Source organism: Streptomyces sp. CNX435 (assembly GCF_059570575.1).
The window spans coordinates 293178-313511 of sequence record NZ_JCANTA010000004.1 but is presented as its reverse complement, the minus strand read 5'-3'; the positions used below and the strand labels follow the sequence as shown (position 1 = coordinate 313511).

Annotated in this window: 14 protein-coding genes and 1 pseudogene; 10 read left to right on the top strand and 5 right to left on the bottom strand. The window is 72.1% G+C overall.

Translation table 11 applies throughout. The features are described 5' to 3' along the window. Window positions 1-34 precede the first annotated feature (34 nt). The 9 genes from T328_RS10375 to T328_RS10335 all read left to right on the top strand — a co-directional run bounded on the left by T328_RS10375 (window position 35) and on the right by T328_RS10335 (window position 16796). Complete coding sequence (locus tag T328_RS10375) at window positions 35-2830, top strand: family 78 glycoside hydrolase catalytic domain (protein WP_496495642.1); 2796 nt, start codon at window positions 35-37, stop codon at window positions 2828-2830. A gap of 205 nt (window positions 2831-3035) precedes the next feature. After that, on the top strand, window positions 3036-4076 hold the full coding sequence (locus T328_RS10370) for a LacI family DNA-binding transcriptional regulator (protein WP_496495641.1): 1041 nt from the start codon (window positions 3036-3038) through the stop codon (window positions 4074-4076). Window positions 4077-4233: 157 nt separating this feature from the next. After that, window positions 4234-7401 (top strand): alpha-mannosidase, encoded by a 3168-nt coding sequence (locus T328_RS10365; RefSeq protein ID WP_496495640.1) that lies wholly within the window; start codon window positions 4234-4236, stop codon window positions 7399-7401. Next, window positions 7398-8708: an ABC transporter substrate-binding protein gene (locus tag T328_RS10360; protein ID WP_496495639.1), complete on the top strand. Its 1311-nt coding sequence runs from the start codon at window positions 7398-7400 to the stop codon at window positions 8706-8708. The genes T328_RS10365 and T328_RS10360 overlap by 4 nt, the downstream gene beginning before the upstream one ends. 65 nt (window positions 8709-8773) lie before the next feature. Further along, window positions 8774-9661 (top strand): carbohydrate ABC transporter permease, encoded by an 888-nt coding sequence (locus tag T328_RS10355; protein WP_496495638.1) that lies wholly within the window; start codon window positions 8774-8776, stop codon window positions 9659-9661. Next, on the top strand, window positions 9658-10497 hold the full coding sequence (locus T328_RS10350) for a carbohydrate ABC transporter permease (protein WP_496495637.1): 840 nt from the start codon (window positions 9658-9660) through the stop codon (window positions 10495-10497). The genes T328_RS10355 and T328_RS10350 overlap by 4 nt, the downstream gene beginning before the upstream one ends. Beyond that, on the top strand, window positions 10494-11789 hold the full coding sequence (locus tag T328_RS10345) for a glycoside hydrolase 5 family protein (RefSeq protein WP_496495636.1): 1296 nt from the start codon (window positions 10494-10496) through the stop codon (window positions 11787-11789). Before T328_RS10350 ends, T328_RS10345 begins: the two co-directional genes overlap by 4 nt. Next, on the top strand, window positions 11786-14083 hold the full coding sequence (locus T328_RS10340) for a glycoside hydrolase family 3 N-terminal domain-containing protein (RefSeq protein ID WP_496495635.1): 2298 nt from the start codon (window positions 11786-11788) through the stop codon (window positions 14081-14083). Before T328_RS10345 ends, T328_RS10340 begins: the two co-directional genes overlap by 4 nt. A gap of 28 nt (window positions 14084-14111) precedes the next feature. Continuing rightward, the gene (locus T328_RS10335; RefSeq protein WP_496495634.1) at window positions 14112-16796 is read left to right on the top strand and encodes an endo-beta-N-acetylglucosaminidase; all 2685 of its coding nucleotides are present in this window, start codon (window positions 14112-14114) and stop codon (window positions 16794-16796) included. A gap of 153 nt (window positions 16797-16949) precedes the next feature. Here T328_RS10335 and T328_RS10330 read toward each other — a convergent pair whose 3' ends face one another. From T328_RS10330 to T328_RS10310, 5 genes are all read right to left on the bottom strand, one after another. Continuing rightward, complete coding sequence (locus tag T328_RS10330) at window positions 16950-17357, bottom strand: type II toxin-antitoxin system VapC family toxin (protein WP_496495633.1); 408 nt, start codon at window positions 17355-17357, stop codon at window positions 16950-16952. Beyond that, complete coding sequence (locus tag T328_RS10325; RefSeq protein ID WP_093723595.1) at window positions 17354-17629, bottom strand: hypothetical protein; 276 nt, start codon at window positions 17627-17629, stop codon at window positions 17354-17356. The genes T328_RS10330 and T328_RS10325 overlap by 4 nt, the downstream gene beginning before the upstream one ends. A gap of 368 nt (window positions 17630-17997) precedes the next feature. Next, entirely contained in the window at window positions 17998-18369 is a 372-nt protein-coding gene (locus tag T328_RS10320) for a DUF6247 family protein (RefSeq protein ID WP_496495632.1), read from the bottom strand. A 149-nt stretch (window positions 18370-18518) separates the two neighbouring features. Continuing rightward, the gene (locus tag T328_RS10315) at window positions 18519-18722 is read right to left on the bottom strand and encodes a DUF397 domain-containing protein (protein ID WP_496495631.1); all 204 of its coding nucleotides are present in this window, start codon (window positions 18720-18722) and stop codon (window positions 18519-18521) included. Then, entirely contained in the window at window positions 18719-19591 is an 873-nt protein-coding gene (locus T328_RS10310; protein WP_496495630.1) for a helix-turn-helix domain-containing protein, read from the bottom strand. Before T328_RS10310 ends, T328_RS10315 begins: the two co-directional genes overlap by 4 nt. A 77-nt stretch (window positions 19592-19668) precedes the next feature. On the opposite strand from T328_RS10310, the pseudogene T328_RS10305 reads away from it, so the two are divergent. Beyond that, window positions 19669-20169 (top strand): annotated as a pseudogene (locus tag T328_RS10305) (ATP-binding protein); the annotation flags it as partial. Between the last annotated feature and the right edge of the window lie 165 nt (window positions 20170-20334).

Here is a 20334-nt window from a genome sequence, read left to right as displayed (position 1 = left end):
CCGGCGGCCACCACACGCAGCCCAGGAGGCACAGATGGCAACACCATGGTCGCGGCGTACGTTCCTGGCGACGGGCGGCGCGGCGGTCGCCCTCGGCGCGGCGTCCGGAGCAGCCGCTTCCGGCGCCGCCCGCGATGCCGGGGACGACGGTCGGGCGGCGCCGCTCGCGCCCGCCGGCCTGACCGTCGGCGACCGGGCGCGGCCGCTCAACGTGGAGGGCACACCGCAGTTCGGCTGGCTGCCCCGGGACAGCAGGACCGGGGAGATCCAGACGGCCTACCGGATACGGGTCTTCGCCACCCGCGGCGGCCGTCCCACACCGACCCAGCCCGTGTGGGACAGCGGCCGGGTCGACTCCGGCCTCCAGTCGTACGTGCCGTACGCCGGCGCCGAGCTGGCGCCCGGCGCCACGTACACCTGGACGGTGCGGACCTGGGACCGGGCGGGGCAGGCGTCGCCGTGGGCACCGCCCGCGTCGTTCGACACCGGCATCGCCGACGGCGACTGGCAGGCGGAGTGGATCCGGCGGACGACCGAGGAGCCGGACGACTACACCCTGGCGCGCAAGGAGTTCGCCGTCGGCGCGAGCCCGGTGGTACGCGCCCGGCTGTACGTGGCGTCCCAGCACCAGTACGAGGCGCGCGTCAACGGCGAGCCGGTCGACCGCGGCCAGGCGTTCAACCACCCCGACCAGGGCTACTACCAGGCCACCGACGTCACCCACGCGCTGCGGGCCGGCGCTCCGGCGGCCGTCGGCGTGCTCGTCCACTGGTACGGCGGCGGCCAGGGCCGGCCGGCGGCGGCACCCGGACTGCTCGCCCGGCTCGTCGTCGACCACGCGGACGGCTCCCGCCAGGTCGTCGTCACCGACGCCTCCTGGCAGGTCGCCCGCGCCCCCTGGCTCACGGCCCCGCGCCGCAACGGCGACGGCGGCGACTACGTCGAGCACATCGACGGCCGGCTCGCGCGGCAGCTGCACGGCTGGGACGAGCCGGGCTTCGAAGCGGCCGGCGCCTGGGCGGCGCCGCAGGTCGTCGGGGCGCACCCGGCGGGGCCCTTCACCCGGCTGCGCGGCCAGGAGCCCCGGCTCGCCTTCGAGGACGTGCGCCCTGTGAGCGTCACCACGCTCGACTCGGGTGCGGTGGTCGTGGACTTCGGCAAGGTCGTCCCGGCCCGGCCGGTGATCCGCTTCCGCGCCGGGACCGCCGGCCGGGACGTGTCCATGCACGCCGGCTACGTCCTCACCGCCGACGGCAGCGTGTCGAACTCCGCCGACGACAACCAGGACACCGACCTCTCGTACGGCTACGTGCAGCACGACGGCCCGCAGACGTTCGAGGCGTTCACCTACGAGGCGTTCCGGTATCTGCAGATCGACAACCCCGGCGAGCCGCTGGACGCCCGCTCGGTGTCGGCGGTCGTCCAGCACACCGACGTGGACCCCGGCAGGGCGGCGACGCTCCACAGCTCCGACGAGACGCTGGACGCGGTCTTCACGCTGCTGCGGAGGTCGGCGGTGTACAGCGCGCAGGAGCAGTTCCTGGACACGCCCACCCGCGAGAAGGGGCAGTTCCTCGCGGACTCGGTGGACATCTCCCGGGCGCTGATGGCGGGCTACGGAGAGCGCACGCTGACCCGCAAGGCGATCCGGGAGTTCGCCGAGTCGCAGCGGCGCCACTGGCCGGACGGCAGGCTCAACGCGGTCTATCCGAACGGCGACGGCAAGCGCGACATCCCCGACTTCACCGAGATGTACCCCGGCTGGGTGTGGGAGTACTACCTGAACTCCGGAGACCGTACGACGCTGCGCGACGCCTACCCGGTGATGTCGGCCGTCGCCGACTACGTCCGCCGCTACGTCGACCCGGACACCGGCCTCGTCACCAACCTCGCCGGCGGCTCCGGCGCCTACCTGGGCGGCATCATCGACTGGCCGGTCCGGTACGGCTACGACACCGAGACCGCGGCCCGTACGACCGTGAGCATCCTCGCGGTCGACGTCCTGCGCCGGACCGCGGACACCGCCGCCGAGCTGGGCCGGCCGCAGGCCGAGGCCCGGGCCCTGCGCGCCGACGCCGACCGGCTGCGCGACGCGGTCAACGCACGGCTGCGGCGGCCCGACGGGATCTACGTCGACGGGCTCACCGCCGAGGGCGCGCAGAGCACCCACGCCTCCCAGATCGCCGGCGCCTACGCCATCGCCTTCGGCGTCGCCCCGGAGAGCGACTGGCCGGCCCTCACCGACCACCTCGTCGCGCTGGGCCTTGAGATGGGGCCCATGACGGCGAACTGGCTGCTGACCGCCCTGCACCGGGCCGGCCGCGACGGCGAGGTGCTGCACCGTCTCACCGACGCCGGCACCAGGGGCTGGGCGAACGTCCTGGCCCGGGGCGGGACCTTCACGTGGGAGTCCTGGGAGGCGCCGGAGCGGGGCGACAGCCTCTCGCACGGCTGGGGCTCGACGGCCCTGGTCGACGTCCAGCAGGTGCTGCTCGGCGTCACGGTCACCGCGCCCGGCGCCGCGGCCGTACGGATCCGCCCGCCGCGGGACACCGCGCTGACCCACGCCGCCGGCACGGTGCCGACCCAGCGCGGCCCGGTCGGGGTGCGGTGGCGCACGGCCGCCGACGGTACCACCGTCTCCGTGGACGTGCCGGTGAACGTGACCGCCGAGGTCCTGGTGCCGGTCACAGGCGACCGGCCGCCGCTGGCGAGCGGCGCGGGCCCCGACGGCGAGCGGTCCCCGCGGTTCGAGGGCGTCCGCGACGGCTACGCGCGCTACGTCGCCGGCTCCGGCCGCGGCACGTTCGGTCCGGGGAACACCGCCTGACGCCGCCTGACGCGGCCTGACGCCGTGCGCGTCCGCCGGCCGGCAGCCGGCGGGCCCGGCCCGTGGCGTCGTGGCGGGTGGCCGGGGTGTGGCCGAAAAGCCACAGGTAAAGCGCTAAAGTTGCCGGGGCAACCACACTCCGGGCGCTCCGCTCGTCCGCAGGCCAGGTCTACGATGAGCGACCCTCGACACGATGGGGCTTCACATGGGAACCGATGCGCGCCGTCCCACCCTGCGCGACATCGCCGACCGGGTAGGCGTCTCCGAGGCCGCCGCCTCCTTCGCGCTCAACGGCAAGCCCGGCGTGTCCGAGGCCACCCGGCAGCGCGTGCTCCAGGTGGCCCGCGAACTCAACTGGGCGCCGCACCACGCGGCGCGCGCGCTCACCGGCGCCGGCACCGCGACCGTGGGCCTGGTCATCGCGCGCAGCGCGCAGGACGTCGGCTCCGAGCTGTTCTTCCACCGGCTGATGACCGGCATGCAGGCGGTGCTGAGCCGTCGGCGGTACGCCCTGCTGCTGCAGGTCGTGGACTCCGTCGACGAGGAGGTCGACGTCTACCACATGTGGAAGCGGGAGCACCGGGTCGACGGCGTCGTACTGGTTGACCTGCGGCGCGACGACCCGCGCCCCGAGGCCGTGGCGGAACTCGGACTGCCCGCGCTGATCGCGGGCGGGCCGGACCCGGCGGGCGTCGTCCCGTCGGTGTCCATCGACGACGCGGCGGCGATGGCGTCCATCATGCGTCATCTCAAAGAGACCGGTCACGAGCGGATCGCCTACCTGTCGGGGCCGATAGCCCTGCTCCACGTCCACCGGCGGGTCGAGTCCTTCCTGCGCGCGTCGGCCGACCTCGGCATCGCGGACTGCCGCAGCCACGCGACGGACTTCTCCGCCGGCGCCGGCGACACCGCGACCACGTCCACGCTGCTCGGCGACCCCAGGCCGACCGCCCTGATCTACGACAACGAAGTGCTCGCCGTCGCCGGTGTCGGCGCCATCCGGCGGATGTCGCTGCGCATCCCGGAGGACGTCGCGGTGGTCGTGTGGGAGGACACCCCCGTGTGCACGGTGCTCCAGCCGGCGCTCACCGCGCTGCGGCGCGACGCGGCCGGCTTCGGGGCCGACGTGGCGGAGCGCCTGCTGGAGGTCCTGGCGGGGGAGCGGGTGGCCGACTTCGAGGAGCGGGTGCCCACGCTGGTGCCGCGGGCCAGCACCGTCGGCGAGACGCCCGCCGACGCGGGCTGACGCCCGCCGGCGGCGGGCGCCCGCGCGTCCCGCCGCCGCTCGCCCCGGAATCTCACGTCCCGGAATCTCATGTCCGGAAGGCGTTGACACCGGCAACTTAAGCGCCTTAGTGTCCGGTCAGCTCGTTACCCATCACGATCCGGCCAGGGAAGCACACATGCACAACGCGCCGCGTACGACGCTCGACCGGCTGGAACGCGCCCTGCGTCAGCGCCTGGTGCCCCGGATCCACACGCGGTCGTCCGCCGTGAACGTCTCCGCGTGGCCCGTCGACGGCGACGGCGAGCCCGTGCCCGCCGCGCACGCGCTGGGCCTGGCGCCGCTGCCGGGCCGGTCCACCCCCGTCTACGAGCCGCTCGCGGCCGGCGACCCCTGGGGCCCGGCCTGGGGCACCACCTGGCTCCGCGTGGACGGCGCCGTGCCCGAGGAGGCCCGCCGCGACCCCCGGCGGATCACCGAACTCGTACTCGAACTCGGCTGGGAGGACCACTCGGTGGGCGGCCAGGCCGAGGGCATGCTCCACCGGCCGGACGGCTCGGTCATCAAGGCGATCCATCCGCGCAGCGGCTGGCTCCGGCTGACCGGCCCGGGCGCCTCGCCCCGGGTGTTGCGCGCGGACGGGACCTTCACCGTCTACGTCGAGGCCGCCGCCAACCCGCTGGTGCTCGGCCTGCCCCCGTTCGTCACCACGCCGCTCGGCGACAAGCTCACGGCCGGGCCCGCGCCGCTGTACCGCCTCGCCCGCGCCGAGGTGTGCGACTTCGACGCCGACCTGTGGGAGCTGGTGCGCGACCTGGAGGTCGCCGGCGGCCTCGCGGCCGAGGTACGCGAGGACGAGCCCCGGCACTGGCGGCTGCTGCGCGCGGTCGACGCGGCGCTCGACGCCGCCGACGAACAGGACCTCGCCGCCACCGTGCCCCGGGCGCGGGCGGCGCTCGCCCCCGAGCTCGCCAAGCCCGCCCACGCCAGCGCCCACCGGGTCACCGCCGTCGGCCACGCGCACATCGACGCCGCCTGGCTGTGGCCGCTGCGCGAGACCGTCCGGAAGGTCGCCAGGACCGTCGCCAACGTCCTGACGCTGATGGACTCGGACCCGGACTTCGTCTACGCGATGTCGTCGGCGCAGCAGTTCGCGTGGCTGGAGCAGTACTACCCGGAGCTGTTCGAGCGGGTCCGCGCCCGGGTCGCCGAGGGCCGGTTCGTGCCCGTCGGCGGCATGTGGGTGGAGTCCGACACGACGATGCCCGGCGGCGAGGCGATGGTCCGGCAGTTCACCTATGGCCGGCGGTACTTCACCGAGCGGTTCGGCGTGGAGCCGGAGGAGGTCTGGCTGCCGGACAGCTTCGGCTACTCCGGCGCGCTGCCGCAGCTCGCCCGGCTGGCCGGCTTCCGCTGGTTCCTCACCCAGAAGATCTCCTGGAACGACACCAACGCCTTCCCCCACCACACCTTCTGGTGGGAGGGCATCGACGGCACCCGGGTCTTCACCCACTTCCCGCCCGCCGACACCTACGCGGCCGAGGTGACGGCCGCCGAGCTGCACCACGCCGTCGCCACCTTCCGCGACAAGGCCGCCTCCTCGCACTCGCTGGTGCCCTTCGGCTACGGCGACGGCGGCGGCGGCCCGACCCGCGAGATGCTGGCCCGCGCCGCCCGCTTCGCCGACCTGGAGGGCGCCCCCCGCGTCGCCGTACGCGGGCCGGCCGCGTTCTTCGCCGACGCTGCGGCCGAGGTGGAGGACGAGTTCGGCGACGGCGCGGCGGTGTGGGTCGGCGAGCTGTACCTGGAGCTGCACCGCGGCACGTTCACCTCCCAGCACGCCATGAAGGCCGGCAACCGCCGCTGCGAGGCCCTGCTGCGCACCGCCGAGTACCTGGCCGCCAGCGCCACGGTGCGCACCGGCGCGGAGTACCCGGCCGCCGAGCTGGACGCGATCTGGCAGACGGTGCTGCTCCACCAGTTCCACGACATCCTGCCCGGCTCGTCCATCTCCTGGGTGCACCGCGAGGCCCGCGCCACGTACGAGGACCTGACCGGGCGGCTCACCGCCCTGATCGACCGCTCCTGTACGCGGCTGGCCGGATCCGGCACCGCCGCCGCCACGGACCGCACCGCCGGGATCCTCTCCCCCCTGCCCTGGGCCGGCCGCGGCGCGTGGGAGACGGCGCCGGCTGCCTCTGCCTCCGGCCCTGCCGCCGCCGAGGCCGTACGGCTGACCCCGCTGGACAACGGCGGACACGAACTCGACAACGGCCTGCTCCGCGCCGTCGTGGACGCGGCCGGCCACGTCGTCTCGCTGCGCGACGCGGCCACCGGCCGCGAGCTGGTGCCCGAGGGGCAGCCGCTCGGCGTGCTGCAGCTGCACCGCGACGAGCCGGTCCGCTGGGACGCCTGGGACATCGACCGGGACGCGGCCCGCATGCGCACCGATCTGACCGAGCCCGTCTCCGTGACGGCCCGTACCCGCAAGGACGGCACGGCGGAGGTGACCGTGGAGCACACCGCGGGCCTGCCCGGCGGCTCCCGCCTCACCCTGAGCCTGAGCCTGGCGCCGGGCGAGCGGCAGCTCGCCATGGAGCTGGACGCCGACTGGCGCGAGCGCGAGCGGCTGCTGAAGGTCGCGCTGCCGCTGGCCGTGCACACCACCACCGCCCGCCACGAGACGCAGTTCGGCTACGTCGAGCGCACCATCCACGCCAACACCAGCTGGGACGCCGCCCACTACGAGGACTGCGCCCACCGCTACGTGCACGTCGCCGAGCCCGGCTTCGGGATCGGTGTCGTCAACGACTCCGTCTACGGCTGCGACGTCACCCGCCTCGGCGGACCCGGCGGCGGCGCCGTCGTACGGCTGTCGCTGCTGCGCGCGCCCACCTTCCCCGACCCCGAGACCGACCTCGGCGTCCACCGGATCCGCTGGGCCGTCGTCCCGGGCGAGGACCACGCCGCGACCGTGGCCGCCGCCCACGCCCTGGGCGCACCCGTCGTCGAGAACCTGCCCGCCGTCGAGCCGCTGCTGCGGCTGACGCAGGCCACGGGACTGCCCGTGCTGGACACCGTCAAGCTCGCCGACGACGGCAGCGGCGACCTCGTCGCCCGCGTCTACGAGGCCCAGGGCGGCCGGGCCACCGCCACCCTCCGGTGGGCGGATGTGCTCGGCGCCGACGCCGCCGTACGCGAGACCGACCTCCTCGAACGCGACCTCACCGCCGGCAGCGGCATCCGGCGCGCGCTGCAGGACGGCAACCGACTCTCCCTCGACCCCTTCCAGGTCGTCACGCTCCGGCTGACGCCCTCCGCCGACCGCAAAGGAGCACCCCGATGAGCAGAACCAAGCGCCGGGCGTCCGCGAGCGTCGCCGCCGGTGCGGCCCTGACCCTCGCCCTGACCGGCTGCGGCGTGGGAGGCGGCGGGAGTTCCGACTCCGGCGACTCCGACGCCGACGGGAAGATAGCCGGCAAGATCACGTTCCAGACGTGGAACCTCAAGGGCGGCTACGAGAAGTACTTCGACGGGCTCGTCGACGCCTTCGAGAAGAAGTACCCCGATACCACGGTGAAGTGGGTGGACCAGCCCGCCGAGGGATACCAGGACAAGCTCTCCGCCGACGCCGCCGCCGGGAACCTCCCCGACGTCGTCGACATGGGCCCCGAGGCGGCCTACACGCTGGCGGGCGCCGGAATGCTCCTCAACGTCGCCGAAGCCGATCCCAAGGCCGAGAAGGGCTATCTGCCGACCGCCTGGGACGCCATGACGTTCGACGGCATCGACGGCGGCACCTACGGCTACCCCTGGTACCTCAACACGGGCCCGTCGTTCTTCAACACCGACCTGTTCGAGCAGTGCGGTCTCGACCCGAAGAAGCTCCCCGAGAGCTACGACGAGCTTTTCGACCAGGCCGCCGTCATGTCCGAGAACTGCGGCGACGAGGGCATCTCCATGATCGGGCGGATGCCCACCATCGAGACGTTCGGGATGTACGGCGCCGAGCTGATGAACGAGGACGGCACCGAGTTCACGTTCAACGACGCCAAGGGAGTCGAGCTGGTCGAGCGCTACCAGGCGCTGTACAAGGACAGCGGTCTCACGGAGGAGTCCCTCAACGCGCTGCAGACCGGCGAACTCGACTCGTTCAAATCCGGTGAACTCGGCTGGCTCCCCGGCAGCTCCTACACGCTGAGCGACCTCAAGAAGACCGCGCCGGACGTCGCCAAGGCGGTCGCGATGGGTCCGCTCATCGCCAACACCGCGCCGAACATGTACCTCGAATCCCTCGTGGTGAACTCCGAGTCGGAGAACACCGCGACCGCGAAGGCGTTCGCCCAGTTCGTCACCAACCCCGGGAACCAGATGGCCTTCGCCAAGGAGGCGTCGGTCTTCCCGTCCACCGCGGACACACTCGACAACCCGTACTTCACCAAGGACGACGGCACCGACGAGGGCCGGCTCCGGGCCGAAGCCGCCGAGCAGGTCGGAGAGGCCGTCGTGTGGTGGCCGCCGGCCTTCTCCGGCGGCCCCGACGTGGAGAACCTGCGGGAGGAGATCGCGGGCGCGCTGCTCGGCAAGAAGACCGCGAAGGACGCCCTCGACGACGCCGTCGACTACTCCAACGACCGGCTCGCGAAGCAGTGACCGATACGGCCACCGCCCCCGGGCGGGGGGTGCGCCGGGCGGGCCGCGGACGCCCCGCCCGGCGCGTGCACTGGGCACAGGGCCCTTGGTACGTACCATGGCTCTTCCTGGGCGTCGCGCTCCTCGTCATAACGACGTTCGTCCTCTTCCCCTTCTTCAACACGCTGCTGCTCTCCTTCACCGACGCCACCCTGCTGCGCGGCGGCGGGTTCATCGGAGTGGAGAACTTCCGGGAACTCCTGGGGGACTCGCGCTTCAGGACGGCGCTGCTCAACTCCACGCTCTACGTCATCTGCGTCGTACCGGTCATGGTCGTCCTGCCGCTGATCCTCGCGGCGCTGGTGGCCGGCAAGGGCCGTCTTCTGGGGTTCTTCCGGACCAGCTACTACCTGCCCGTGATCATGTCCCCGGTCATCGTGGGCCTGGTGTGGACGAACCTGCTGGACCGGCGGGGTCTGGTCAACGCGGTGCTCGGCTGGGTGTCGGCCGTCGGTGAGCCCGTCCCGTTCCTCACCGACCGCTGGCTCCTGCTCTTCAGCGCCATGTTCGTCACGATCTGGATGGGCATGGGCTACTACATGGTCATCTACCTGGCGGCGCTGGCCAACATCGACCCGTCGCTGTACGACTCCGCCGCCGTCGACGGAGCGGGCCCGGTGCGGAAGTTCCTGCACGTGACCATGCCCGGGGTCCGCAACACGATGGGCCTCATCGGGCTGTTCTCCTCGATCGCGGCCTTCCGTGTCTTCGGTGAGGTCTACGTGCTGACCGACGGCACCGGCGGCACCGGCGGCGACAACCTCACGATGACGATGCTGATCCAGCGGGAAGGCACCGGCCTCCAGGCGCGGACGGGTTACGCCGGGGCGATCAGCCTCGTCATGTTCGCGATCATGGCCGTCCTCCTCGTGCTGCAGCTCGTGGCACAGAACCGGCAGAGGAGGGACCGATGAGCCGGCCGCGCGGGCGCATCGCCACGGGATCGGTCGTACGGTACGCGGTCCTCGTCCTCATGCTGGTCCTGCTCGCGGGACCGCTGCTGTGGCAGCTCTCGCTGTCGCTGAAGGGCCCGGACGACGACCTCTATTCGCAGCCGCCGCAGCTGGTGCCGTCCGACCCGACGCTCGACAACTACACCGGCGTCCTCGACCGGGTTCCCGTGCTGCGGTTCGTGCTGAACTCCGGACTGGTCGCCCTGCTCGTCGTCGGCGGGAACGTCCTGTTCGCCACGGCCGCCGGATTCGCGCTCGCCCGGCTGCGCTTCCGCTTCCGCGGCCTGGTGACGGCGCTCTTCGTCGCGGCGCTGCTCGTGCCCGTCGAGGCGGTCATCATCGCCCAGTTCCTGCTCGTCAGGTCCGCGGGCCTGACCGACAGCCTGCTCGGCGTGGCGCTCCCGACGCTCGTGGCACCGCTGAACGTGCTGCTGATGCGGAACGCCTTCGCAGGCATCCCCGACGAGCTAGAAGAGGCCGCCGTGCTCGACGGCGCCGGAATCTGGCAGCGCTTCCTGCGGGTCTGCGTGCCGCAGGTCAAGGGCGTGATGGCGGTCGTCGCGATCTTCGCGTTCGTCGGCTCGTGGAACGACTTCCTCTGGCCGCTCATCGTGCTCTCCGACGAGCAGAACTACACCCTCACCGTCGGGCTGAACATGCTCAAGGGCACGTTCTACGACGACCCACGACTCATCGCGGCCGGCACGATCGTCGCGCTCGTACCCATCATCGTGTTCTTCGCCGCCCTGCAGAGATTCTTCATGCGCGGTCTCGAACAAGGAGGCATCAAGGGATGACCGCGCTGCGGTTCGGCGTGAACTACACGCCGCGCAAGGACTGGTTCTACTCCTGGCTGGAGCCGGACTGGGACGAGTTCCGCCGGGACCTGGACGACATCGCCTCGCTGGGTCTCGACCACGTCCGGATCTTCCCCTTCTGGCCGATACTCCAGCCCAACCGCACGCTCATCCGGCCGCGGGCGCTCGCGGACGTGCGCGAGCTGGTCCGGCTCGCCGGAGAGGCAGGTCTCGACGCGTCGGTCGACGTCATCCAGGGACACATGTCGAGCTACGATTTCGTGCCCGCATGGCTGACCTCCTGGCACGCGACGAACATGTTCACCGATGCCGGAGCCCTGCAGGCACAGGCCGGCCTGGCCCGTGCGCTGCACGGCGCCCTCGCCGACCTCCCGAACTACCTCGGCCTCACCCTGGGCAACGAGGTGAACCAGTTCTCCGGCGATCCGCACCCCGCCCCGATGCGCGCGTCGTCCGAGCACGCCGAGAACTGGATCAGGACGCTGCTGGACGCCGTGCCGGCGGACGGCCGGGCCCTGCGCCTGCACGCCGAGTACGACGCCGTCTGGTACCTCGACGACCATCCGTTCCTGCCCACGCACGCGGCGCGGCTCGGCGACCTCACCGCGATCCACTCGTGGATCTTCAACGGCACCGCACAGCGCTACGGCGGCATGTCGGCGCAGAGCGTGCGGCACGGCGAGTACCTCATCGAACTCGCCCGCGCGTTCGCCACCGACGCCGACCGGCCGGTGTGGCTGCAGGAGATCGGCGCGCCCCTCAACTGCCTCGACGCGTCCGAAGCGCCGGCGTTCTGCGAGCAGGCCGTCCGCCATGCCGCGGACAGCCCGGCGCTGTGGGGGGTGACGTGGTGGTGCTCCCACGACGTCGACCGCAAGCTCGCGGACTTCCCCGAACTCGAGTACTCGCTCGGCCTCTTCGACACCGACGGGAACGTCAAGCCCGTCGGCCGCGCGTTCGCCGACGTCGCGGAGGAACTGCGCCGCGCCGCCGGGCCCGCCGCGCGGCGGGAGGCCGTCGTCGTCGAGGTCGACGACGCCGACGTCCCGGTCCACCGCGCCGACCTCGCGCCGGGCGGCGCGGTCTTCACCGCCTGGATGGACCTGGCGGATCAGGGCCGCAGGCCGGCCGTGGCCACCTCGAAGACCGTTGCCTCGGCCGACGACCTGGCGGCACGCGGAGTCACCGCCGTGCACGTGCCCGACGCCACCGGGACCAGCTTCTACTCCGCGGTCAGCGACAGCGCGGCGCTCGCGCCGGAGGCGACGTGACGGGGCCGGGGGCACCGGGCGCCGGGGAGGCCGAGGCCGAGGCCGGCGCCGGGGACGCGCGCGTCGACGCCCTGCTGGCGGCCATGACCGTCGAGGAGCAGGCCGGCCAGGTCAACCAGCGCCTCTACGGCTGGCGCGCCGTCGAACGGGACCGGCGCGGCCGTTTCCGGCTGACCGGCTACGCCCGCGAGGAGATCGAACGGTGGGGCGGGCTCGGCGCCCTGTACGGTCTCTTCCGGGCCGACGCCTGGTCCGGCCGGTCGTGGGTGAACGGCATCCGGCCGGAGGAGCGGGCCGAAGCCGCCGCGGTCGTACAGGACGCCGTCGTCGCGGCAGGGCGGCACGGCATCGGGGCACTGCTGGTGGAGGAGGCGCCGCACGGGCACCAGGCCCTCGGCGGCACCCTTCTGCCGGTCAACCTCGCCGCCGCCGCCACGTGGCGGCCCGAGTCCCTGGCCGAGGCCGCCCGCGGCGTCGGCGCCGAACTTGAGGCGAGCGGCGTCCACATCGCGCTCGTCTCGGCCCTCGACGTGCTGCGCGACCCCCGGTGGGGACGCGGCGAGGAGTGCTACGGCGAGGACCCGCTGCTGGCCGCCGAGATGACCCGCGCCGTCGTCGAGGGCATGCAGGGCGAGGCGCGCTCCCGCGTGGGTGCCGGCGGGGTCGCCGTCGTCCTCAAGCACCTCGCCGCCCAGGGCGAGGCCGTCGGCGGACGCAACGGCCAGTCCGCGCACCTCGGCCCGCACGACCTCGCCGAGATCCACCTCCCGCCCGTCGAGTCCGGCCTGCGCGCCGGGGCGCTCGGCTTCATGGCCGCGTACAACGACATCGACGGCGTCCCCTGCTGCGCCGACCACGACCTCCTCACCACCTACCTGCGCGGCCGGCACGGCTTCGACGGCATCGTGATGGCGGACGGGCTCGCCGTGGACCGGCTCGCCGGGATGACCGGAGACCTGCCGAGCGCCGCCCGGGCCGCCCTGCTGGCAGGGGTGGACATCTCCCTGTGGGACGAGTCGTTCGCCGGCCTCGCCGCCCTGGCCGCCGCCGACCGGCAGGTCGCCGCCGCCCTCGCCGCCGCCTGCCGCCGGGTGCTGACGCTGAAGGACCGGTTCGGGCTCCTTGGCGAGGCCGGTCGTCCTGTACGCCCCGACGCCGCCGGGTCGGTCGTCCGCCTCACCGCGGCCCAGGAGGCGACGCGCGCCGCCTCGCGGCGGCTCGCCGCCGAGTCGCTCGTCCTGCTGAGCAACGACCGGGGCAGCGACGGCACCGCCGTGCTGCCGCTCGACCCCGGCCGGCTGCGCCGGGTCGCCGTCGTCGGCCCCTACGCCGACGACGTCCCCGCGCTGCTCGGCGACTACGTACCGCCGCTGCCGACCGGGGCGGGCCGCAGCGTCGCCGAGGCGCTGCGCGCCGCGCTGCCCGGCACCGAGGTCACCGTCGGCGAGACCTTCGACGACGTGGGGGCGGCGGCCTTCGCCGGCGCCGACGCCGTCGTCGCGGTGATCGGCGGCACCAGCCACCGCTCCTACGACGACGCCTTCGCGGACAACGGCGCCATCGCCGGACGGGCCGGCGAAGCCACCGGCGGCGAGGGGGTCGACCTCGCCGACATCTCGCTGCCGGCCGGGCAGGACGACCTCCTGCGGGCGGTCCGGGGCGCGACGGACGCGCCCGTGACCGCCGTCGTCGTCTCCGGCCGGCCACATGTCCTGACCGTCGCCTTCGCGCACTGCGACGCGGTGCTGTGGGCCGGGTATCCCGGCCCGTACGGTGGCGAGGCCGCCGCCGACGCGCTCCTGGGCGCGGCAGAGCCCACCGGGCGGCTGCCGATGACGCTGCCCCGGCACCCCGCGGCCGTCCCGGTGCGCTACAACGACAGGCAGAGCGCGGCGGACGTCTACCGCGACGCCCCGGAGCCGGTGCTGCTCCCGTTCGGATTCGGCCTGGGCTACCACGACGTGGCCGTCGTCGACCTGGACGCGGCGGTCCGGCCGGACGTCGTCGACGTGACCGTGACCGCGGCGAACCGGTCCGACGAGCCGAGCGGGACGGCGATCCCCGTCTTCGCCCACCGCACGGGCGGGAGGCGCACGCCCCGGATCCGTGAGCTGCTCGCCTTCGGGCGGCTCGCCATCGAACCCGGCGCGACGGCCGAGATCACCTTCACGATCCCGGCCGCCCGGGTCTTCGCAGACCCGGGCGCGCCGACGGCCGTGACCGAGCTGCACGTGGAGGGTCTGACCCGCACCGTCCAGCCCGCTGTTTCAGGACCGGATTCCCTCCCCGCCTGAAGGCGGGGATCCCCCTCGAAGGAGAGACATGGCCAGACCCGTACCCCGACGGCGGACGGTACTCGCCGCCGTCGCCCTCACCGCGACGCTCGTCAGCGTGCCTCTGGCGTCGGCGTCCGACACCCTCCCGTGGGAGGGGGAGAGCGCCAAGGGAGCGAACCAGCCGTACCAGCACGGCTACTCGGCGACCTCTCTCCTCGACTGGGACCCGCGCACGGACACCGACGCCGACAGGCTGCGCGCCCGGATACCCCTGCAGCAGCGCGCCGACGCCGACCCGGCCACGCAGCGCGACCCCGCACTGCCCGCCGAGACCCAGATGCTCACCCTGGCCGGCGACTACGGCAACGCGTTCTTCGAATCGCACCCGTACACCAACGAGTTCAGCCAGTACCTCTTCAACTACTGGCAGTACACCGACGCGTACGCCTCCTGGCACGGCATGCCCACCGAGGGCGTGCCCGAGGAGTACTACGACCCCGCCGCCGAGTGGACCCAGCGCTGGTTCGAGTTCGGCGCGGTCAACCTGCCCAACCCCGGCTACACCAACGCCGCCCACAAGAACGGTGCCCGGTCCCTGGGCACCGTCTTCTTCTCGGACAACGACCGCGGCCCGCAGTCCTACAGCGAGCTGCTCGTACGCGACGAGAACGGCGGCTTCCCCGCCGCGCGCAAGCTCGCCGAGGTCGCCGACTACTTCGGCTTCGACGGCTACTTCATCAACCAGGAGCAGAGCCGCGTCGCCGCCGAGGACGTGGACGACTACATGGACTTCCTCGCCGCACTGCGCGCCGAGGGCCTGTACGTGCAGTGGTACGACTCGGTCGACGCCGGGACCGGCGAGAAGCTCTACGAGAACGAATTCACCGAGCGGAACGCCCCGTTCGTCCAGAACGACGACCGCGGCCCGCTGGCCGACTCGGTCTTCCTCAACTACTGGTGGGATCACGAGAAGCTCACGGACTCCGCCGCCTACGCCGAGTCCGTCGGCGTGAACCCGCGCACGCAGGTCTTCGCCGGGGTCGAGGCCGGCATGTACCAGTTCGACCAGCCGTACGACCTGCGGGACAACCTCGGCGATGACGGCACACCGATGAACGCCATCGCCACCCTCGGAGCGGACTTCGTCCACTCGGACTACGAGCACAAGACCGACGACGCCAAGCAGGCGGCGGTCTTCGACCGCGAGCGGCGGTGGTGGACCGGCACGGCGACCGGGACCGGCTCGGCGGCCGACGGCGAGTGGCAGGGCATGTCCTCCTACATCGCCGAGCGCACCGCCGTCACCGGGTCCACGTTCGCCACCACCTTCAACACCGGACACGGCCTCGGCTACTGGCGCGACGGAGTGCAGGCCGGCGAGCAGGAGTGGGGCAACATCGGCATCCAGGACACGCCGGTGACCTGGCAGTGGTGGTTTCAGGGGGACGGTGCGGACGGCCTGAAGGCCGACTACGACTACGGCCCGGACTATGTCCCCGCGGAGCGCTTCGACTACCAGCCGGTCGGCGCGTACGAGGGCGGCTCCTCGCTGGCGGTGAGCGGCAAGCTGACCGGTGACGCGGTGCTGCGCCTGTACCAGACGGACCTGCGGGTGAAGGACGGATCCAAGGTCAAGCTCACCTATGCCGGACCGAGCGCGGACGAGGCCGGGCTGAGCCTCGCGCTCGTACTCGGGTCGGACCCGGACGACACCGTCCGCGTGCCGATCGAGGAGTCCGAGAACTCCGGAGCCGCCGGCGACGGCTGGCGCACTGCGACCGCCGACCTCTCCGCGTACGCCGGCGAGACGGTCTCCACGCTCGGGCTCGGCCTCGCCCCCGAGGCCGGCCCGATCGACGACTTCCAGGTCAACCTCGGCGCCCTCACGCTCACGGACGGCGCCGACCACACCCCGGCCGCGCCCACCGGCTTCCACATCGACCAGGCCCTGACCGCCACCGACGAGCTGTACCTGGGGTGGGACCTCGACGACTACGAGGACGTCGTCCGCTACGACGTCTACGCCGACGGCGAGTACCTCGGCGGCGTCTACGACGACAACCTCTACGCCAAGCACTTCACCGGCACCAAGGGAACGCTCCAGCTGGTGGCCGTCGGGAAGGACGGCAGCAAGAGCGAGCCGGCGACCATCCCGTACGACTTCACCCGCGGCCCGGGTGACGTCACCGCCCGGGCCTCCGAGGCCGGCACGGTGACCGTGGCCTGGGACGAGCCCGTCCCCGCGGGCGGCGTGGTCACCCTGGCAGCGGAGGACGGAGACCGGTCGGGCTACCACCGGAGCATCGTCCTCGCCCCGGGCGGCGGCGAGACCTCGGCCACCTTCCGCGGCACTCCGGCCGACGGCGCAGCCTTCGTCGCCACGGTGGACCCCGCCGGCGCCGGCAGCACCGTCGCGGCCACGGGAAGCTTCGCCGACACCGAGATCGAGCCGTACCCGAAGTCCGCCGTCGAGCTGTCCGGAACCTCACTCCGGCTCACCCAGCCCACCCTGGCCGACTGGCACACCCTCACGGTGTACGAGAACGGCGAGCCGATCCCGTTCGACACCACGTACAGCCAGGGCGAGCGCGACCGCATGATCCGCGGCCGCACCACCCTGGACGCACTGTCGGTCACGCTGTCCAGCGCGGACAGCAAGGTGACCGCCGAGATCGAGGACTACGCCGGGAACCGGGCCGAGACCACCCTGCGGGAAGGCAGCGCCGGCTGACAGTGAGCGCCGGACCGGGAGACTCACACGCGGCGGCCGTTCTCTTGTCCTTCGTGGCTCGACACCTCGAAGGCGTGGAGAACGGCCGCCCCGCTGCCCCGGGAAGAACCGCAGATCAGCAGGTCGGGTGGCGTGCTGGGTGAGACGTCACGCTCAGACATCCTTGATCTGTACGCGATCGCCACACAGTTTCGACCAGTCGTCGCGGTCCGAGGTCAGCACCAGGACGGGCGCCGGGACGCGGAGCGCCATCGCGGCGACGAGAGCGTCGATGGCGTACTTGTGACCGTGCAGGCCCCCGGCGTCGCTCAGCAACTGCACCGCGGTAAGGCTGTCCGCCTGAGTGACGTCCTGCACCTGAAGCCGGGAGAGCACCCCATGCAGCCGGGCGGTATCCGTCTTCCCGTAGACGGCCTCCACCACTGTCAGGGCCGACACGAGGACAGGCACGCCTACGCGCCGTGCGGCCTCGATCCGGGTGATCATCTGGCGGTCGTTGCGCAGAAGCAGCGACAGCGCCTGGGCGTCAAGGACCAGGGACCTGGCCGCGGGTGCCTTCATGCGGCGCTGTCGCCGGACGCGTACGGTGCCGGTGCGTCACCGAACAGTTCGCGCTGCGCGGCCTGGACCTCGGCCTCGCTCAACGGTTCGTGCTCGGCTTCGTAGGCGGCCACGATCTCCGCGAGGCCGTCCATCGCGAGCTGATGCCGGACCGCCGCGGTCACGTAGGCGGACACGCCGCGCTTGCCGGTGCGCGTGCGCAGAGCACCGAGGAGTTCCGATGGCATCGAGACGGAGATGTTCTCCGTGCCGCCGGGGCGGGGTGACTTCATGAGGGCAAGTCTAGTACAGAAACTATTACAGCTTCTGGGGAGCTGTGCGGCCTCTTCGTTGATGCGCAGGCTTGGCGCCCCGGATCTTCTTCCTCTGTGACGCGGTCGGCGGTCCGCAAGTTGACGGACGCATCCCGTCTGAGGCTGGAAGGGCCCGCAGTCACCAGCGTCAACCGAAACGGCGACGTTAGAGCCCGGCCGGCGCCGGGGGTGGTTATGGCTAGCCGGGGGCGGGGTGGCCGCGCTCCGCTGGTCAGAGGGCGGTGACCTGAAGGACTTATACGCGCTCGTGACCACCAGGGCCGGCGGAACGGGGCTCTCTCCTCCGATGACGAATTGCTCGTTGGGCTCGTACTCCCAAGCCCAGGTCATGCACCACCCACCGCCGTGCGGGCTGCATCGAAGATCGCCCGGATGTCGTCCATCGCGATCTTCCACGCGGGATCGTCCCGGTCCAGGGTCTGAGTAGCGCGCTCGGCGACGCGCAACCGGTGAGCCGTGCCGACGTGCCGCGCGATCTCGATGTGGGTGGCCCAAGTGATCAAGAAGCCGCGCAGCGGAGCGATCGAGCCCGAGTTCACCGACAAGGCGATCGCCTCGTTCTTCTGCTGCTCCATCTCGGCGAGGCGGTGCGGGGCAACCTGTGCGAGAGCCGTATGTAGGGCGTCCGGCGTCCGCTCCGGGCGGGGGATCAGTTCTGCGCCGGGGGCGTCAGTTGGTCGGCCGGCCATAACCGTCATGCTGCCCTCCCTGCAGATGAGCGCCGGCTTCACCTGACCCGGAAATCGCAGGGTCACATTCCGTAGCGGATCACTCCTTGAATGAGCTCTGGCGCCCGCCCACTCCCTACCGCGTTCACGCTGCAGCGCCGGCGTCCACCCTGGTCGGCTCAGCGAAGGTGGTCGAGGAAGGTGGCCCATGCGTCGCGGCTGAAGACGAGTACCGGGCCCTCGCGGTCCTTGCTGTCACGTACCGCGACTTCGTGAGGGAGATCTTGAGCTACTTCGACGCAGTTGCCCTGCCCGCCGCTGTAGCTGCTGGTGCGCCATGCGGCGTCCGCGAGGGCGGTGGCTATGCCGTGGCCACGGCTCATGGTCGGTACTCCTTCGCCATGCGATGGATCAGCGCGTGCGACTCCGTCGGAGGAAGCGCGGTGGTGCGTGCGTCGTCGAAGAGGGTGCGGTAGTAGGCGACGTCGGGCTCCCGCTCTACCCAGATGTTCCCGGTCGGGGTCTCGGTCAGCACGAGGTCGAGTGATGCCACCTGGGGGAAGGTCAGCACCAGGTACGGGCCGAACATACCTGAATGGGCGCCGCGTGCGAACGGCAGCACCTGGATGGTGACGTTGGGCAGCTCGGCCGTCGTCAGCAAGTGCCGCAATTGCTTCTCCATTACCGTGGGGCCGCCGACGTGCTGGTGGAGGACTCCTTCTGCCAGTACTGCCCACACCTCCAGCGGTGTCTCGTCGGTGAGTCGCTGCTGGCGGGCCAGGCGTACGTTCACGAAGCTGTCGATCTCCTCGGCTGTCTGCCAGGCCCGGGAGGCGACTGTCACTGCGCGCCCGTACTCGGCAGTTTGCAGAAGTCCCGGAACGAGCTGTACTTCGTACGTGCGTACCCGGTCGCAGATGGCCTCCAGCTCGATCTGGTCCCGGTAGGCGTCACCGAGCACGGAGCCGTACTGGTGCCACCAGCCGTCGCGCCGACGGCGGTTGGCCTGTCGAGCGAGCGCGCTCAGGCGGTCACGGGTCTCCTGATCCTCGATCCTGTAGGTGGTCACCAGGGTGTTGAGGTCAGGTCCACGGACGGGGACGTGGCCGTTCTCCATGCGGCTGATCTTCCCCTTGGTGCAGTCGAGTGCGTCAGCGGCCTCGGTCATGGACACGCCTGCGACTTCACGGAGTCGCTTGAGTTCATCGCCGAGTTGTCTGCCGAGCATGGTGGAGGGCTTCACAGAAGGCATGGGTAACTGCCTACCAGCCGCAGGACCGGGAGACGGGGTAGTCGCCTCGAAAGAGTGAATCGCGCCCTAAAGGCTCTATGCAATTTTGCATGGAATCTACGCTGCGAATGCCGGTTGACCCGGTCATGCCTCGCCGTGGCGAGGTAGTCCGCCATGAACTTCAGGGGGTCGCTTTGGCCATGCAGCCCGAGCAGCCGAATGCTCGCGAGATCACCTTCCGCCTCCCTCGGCGCCGCAGCACCGTCCCCCGAGCGCGGGCACTGCTGCACGCGGCACTCGGCGAGTGGCACGTCCCCCGGGACGTCGTCGACACCGCAGAGTTGGTGCTCTCCGAGCTGGTGACCAACGCCCTGCGGGTCCCCGTCCCGCCTGACCGGCAGGTGGGAGTGCGCATCGCGCACTCCCAAGGGGACGGGCTGCTGCGGCTGGAGGTGAGTGACGCGGGGGACGGTACGCCGGAGGTGCGGCGTCCGGGCGGGGACGAGACCGGCGGGCGTGGCCTGCTTGTCGTGGAGGCCCTGGCCCACCGCTGGGGCGTAGAGGAACGCGCGTGTGGCATCGGGAAGACGGTCTGGGCGGAGCTGAAAGCGTCGGACATCGTGGCCGTCCCCGCCGAGCGGGAGGTGGCGGCGGTGACGCTTCAACCCGGCCGGCAGGTCAGGGTGCTGGGCCGGTGGCAGACGGTACGCAGCGTCCGGGCCGAGCCGGCGCCCACGGGTGGGTTCGTCGTGGTGCTGGGACTG

Coding starts and splice junctions, on each gene's coding strand:
- T328_RS10375 (WP_496495642.1), top strand. CDS start 35: ATGGCAACACCATGGTCGCGGCGTACGTTCCTGGCGACGGGCGGCGCG.
- T328_RS10370 (WP_496495641.1), top strand. CDS start 3,036: ATGGGAACCGATGCGCGCCGTCCCACCCTGCGCGACATCGCCGACCGG.
- T328_RS10365 (WP_496495640.1), top strand. CDS start 4,234: ATGCACAACGCGCCGCGTACGACGCTCGACCGGCTGGAACGCGCCCTG.
- T328_RS10360 (WP_496495639.1), top strand. CDS start 7,398: ATGAGCAGAACCAAGCGCCGGGCGTCCGCGAGCGTCGCCGCCGGTGCG.
- T328_RS10350 (WP_496495637.1), top strand. CDS start 9,658: ATGAGCCGGCCGCGCGGGCGCATCGCCACGGGATCGGTCGTACGGTAC.
- T328_RS10345 (WP_496495636.1), top strand. CDS start 10,494: ATGACCGCGCTGCGGTTCGGCGTGAACTACACGCCGCGCAAGGACTGG.
- T328_RS10335 (WP_496495634.1), top strand. CDS start 14,112: ATGGCCAGACCCGTACCCCGACGGCGGACGGTACTCGCCGCCGTCGCC.
- T328_RS10330 (WP_496495633.1), bottom strand. CDS start 17,357: ATGAAGGCACCCGCGGCCAGGTCCCTGGTCCTTGACGCCCAGGCGCTG.
- T328_RS10325 (WP_093723595.1), bottom strand. CDS start 17,629: ATGAAGTCACCCCGCCCCGGCGGCACGGAGAACATCTCCGTCTCGATG.
- T328_RS10320 (WP_496495632.1), bottom strand. CDS start 18,369: ATGACGGTTATGGCCGGCCGACCAACTGACGCCCCCGGCGCAGAACTG.
- T328_RS10315 (WP_496495631.1), bottom strand. CDS start 18,722: ATGAGCCGTGGCCACGGCATAGCCACCGCCCTCGCGGACGCCGCATGG.
- T328_RS10310 (WP_496495630.1), bottom strand. CDS start 19,591: ATGCCTTCTGTGAAGCCCTCCACCATGCTCGGCAGACAACTCGGCGAT.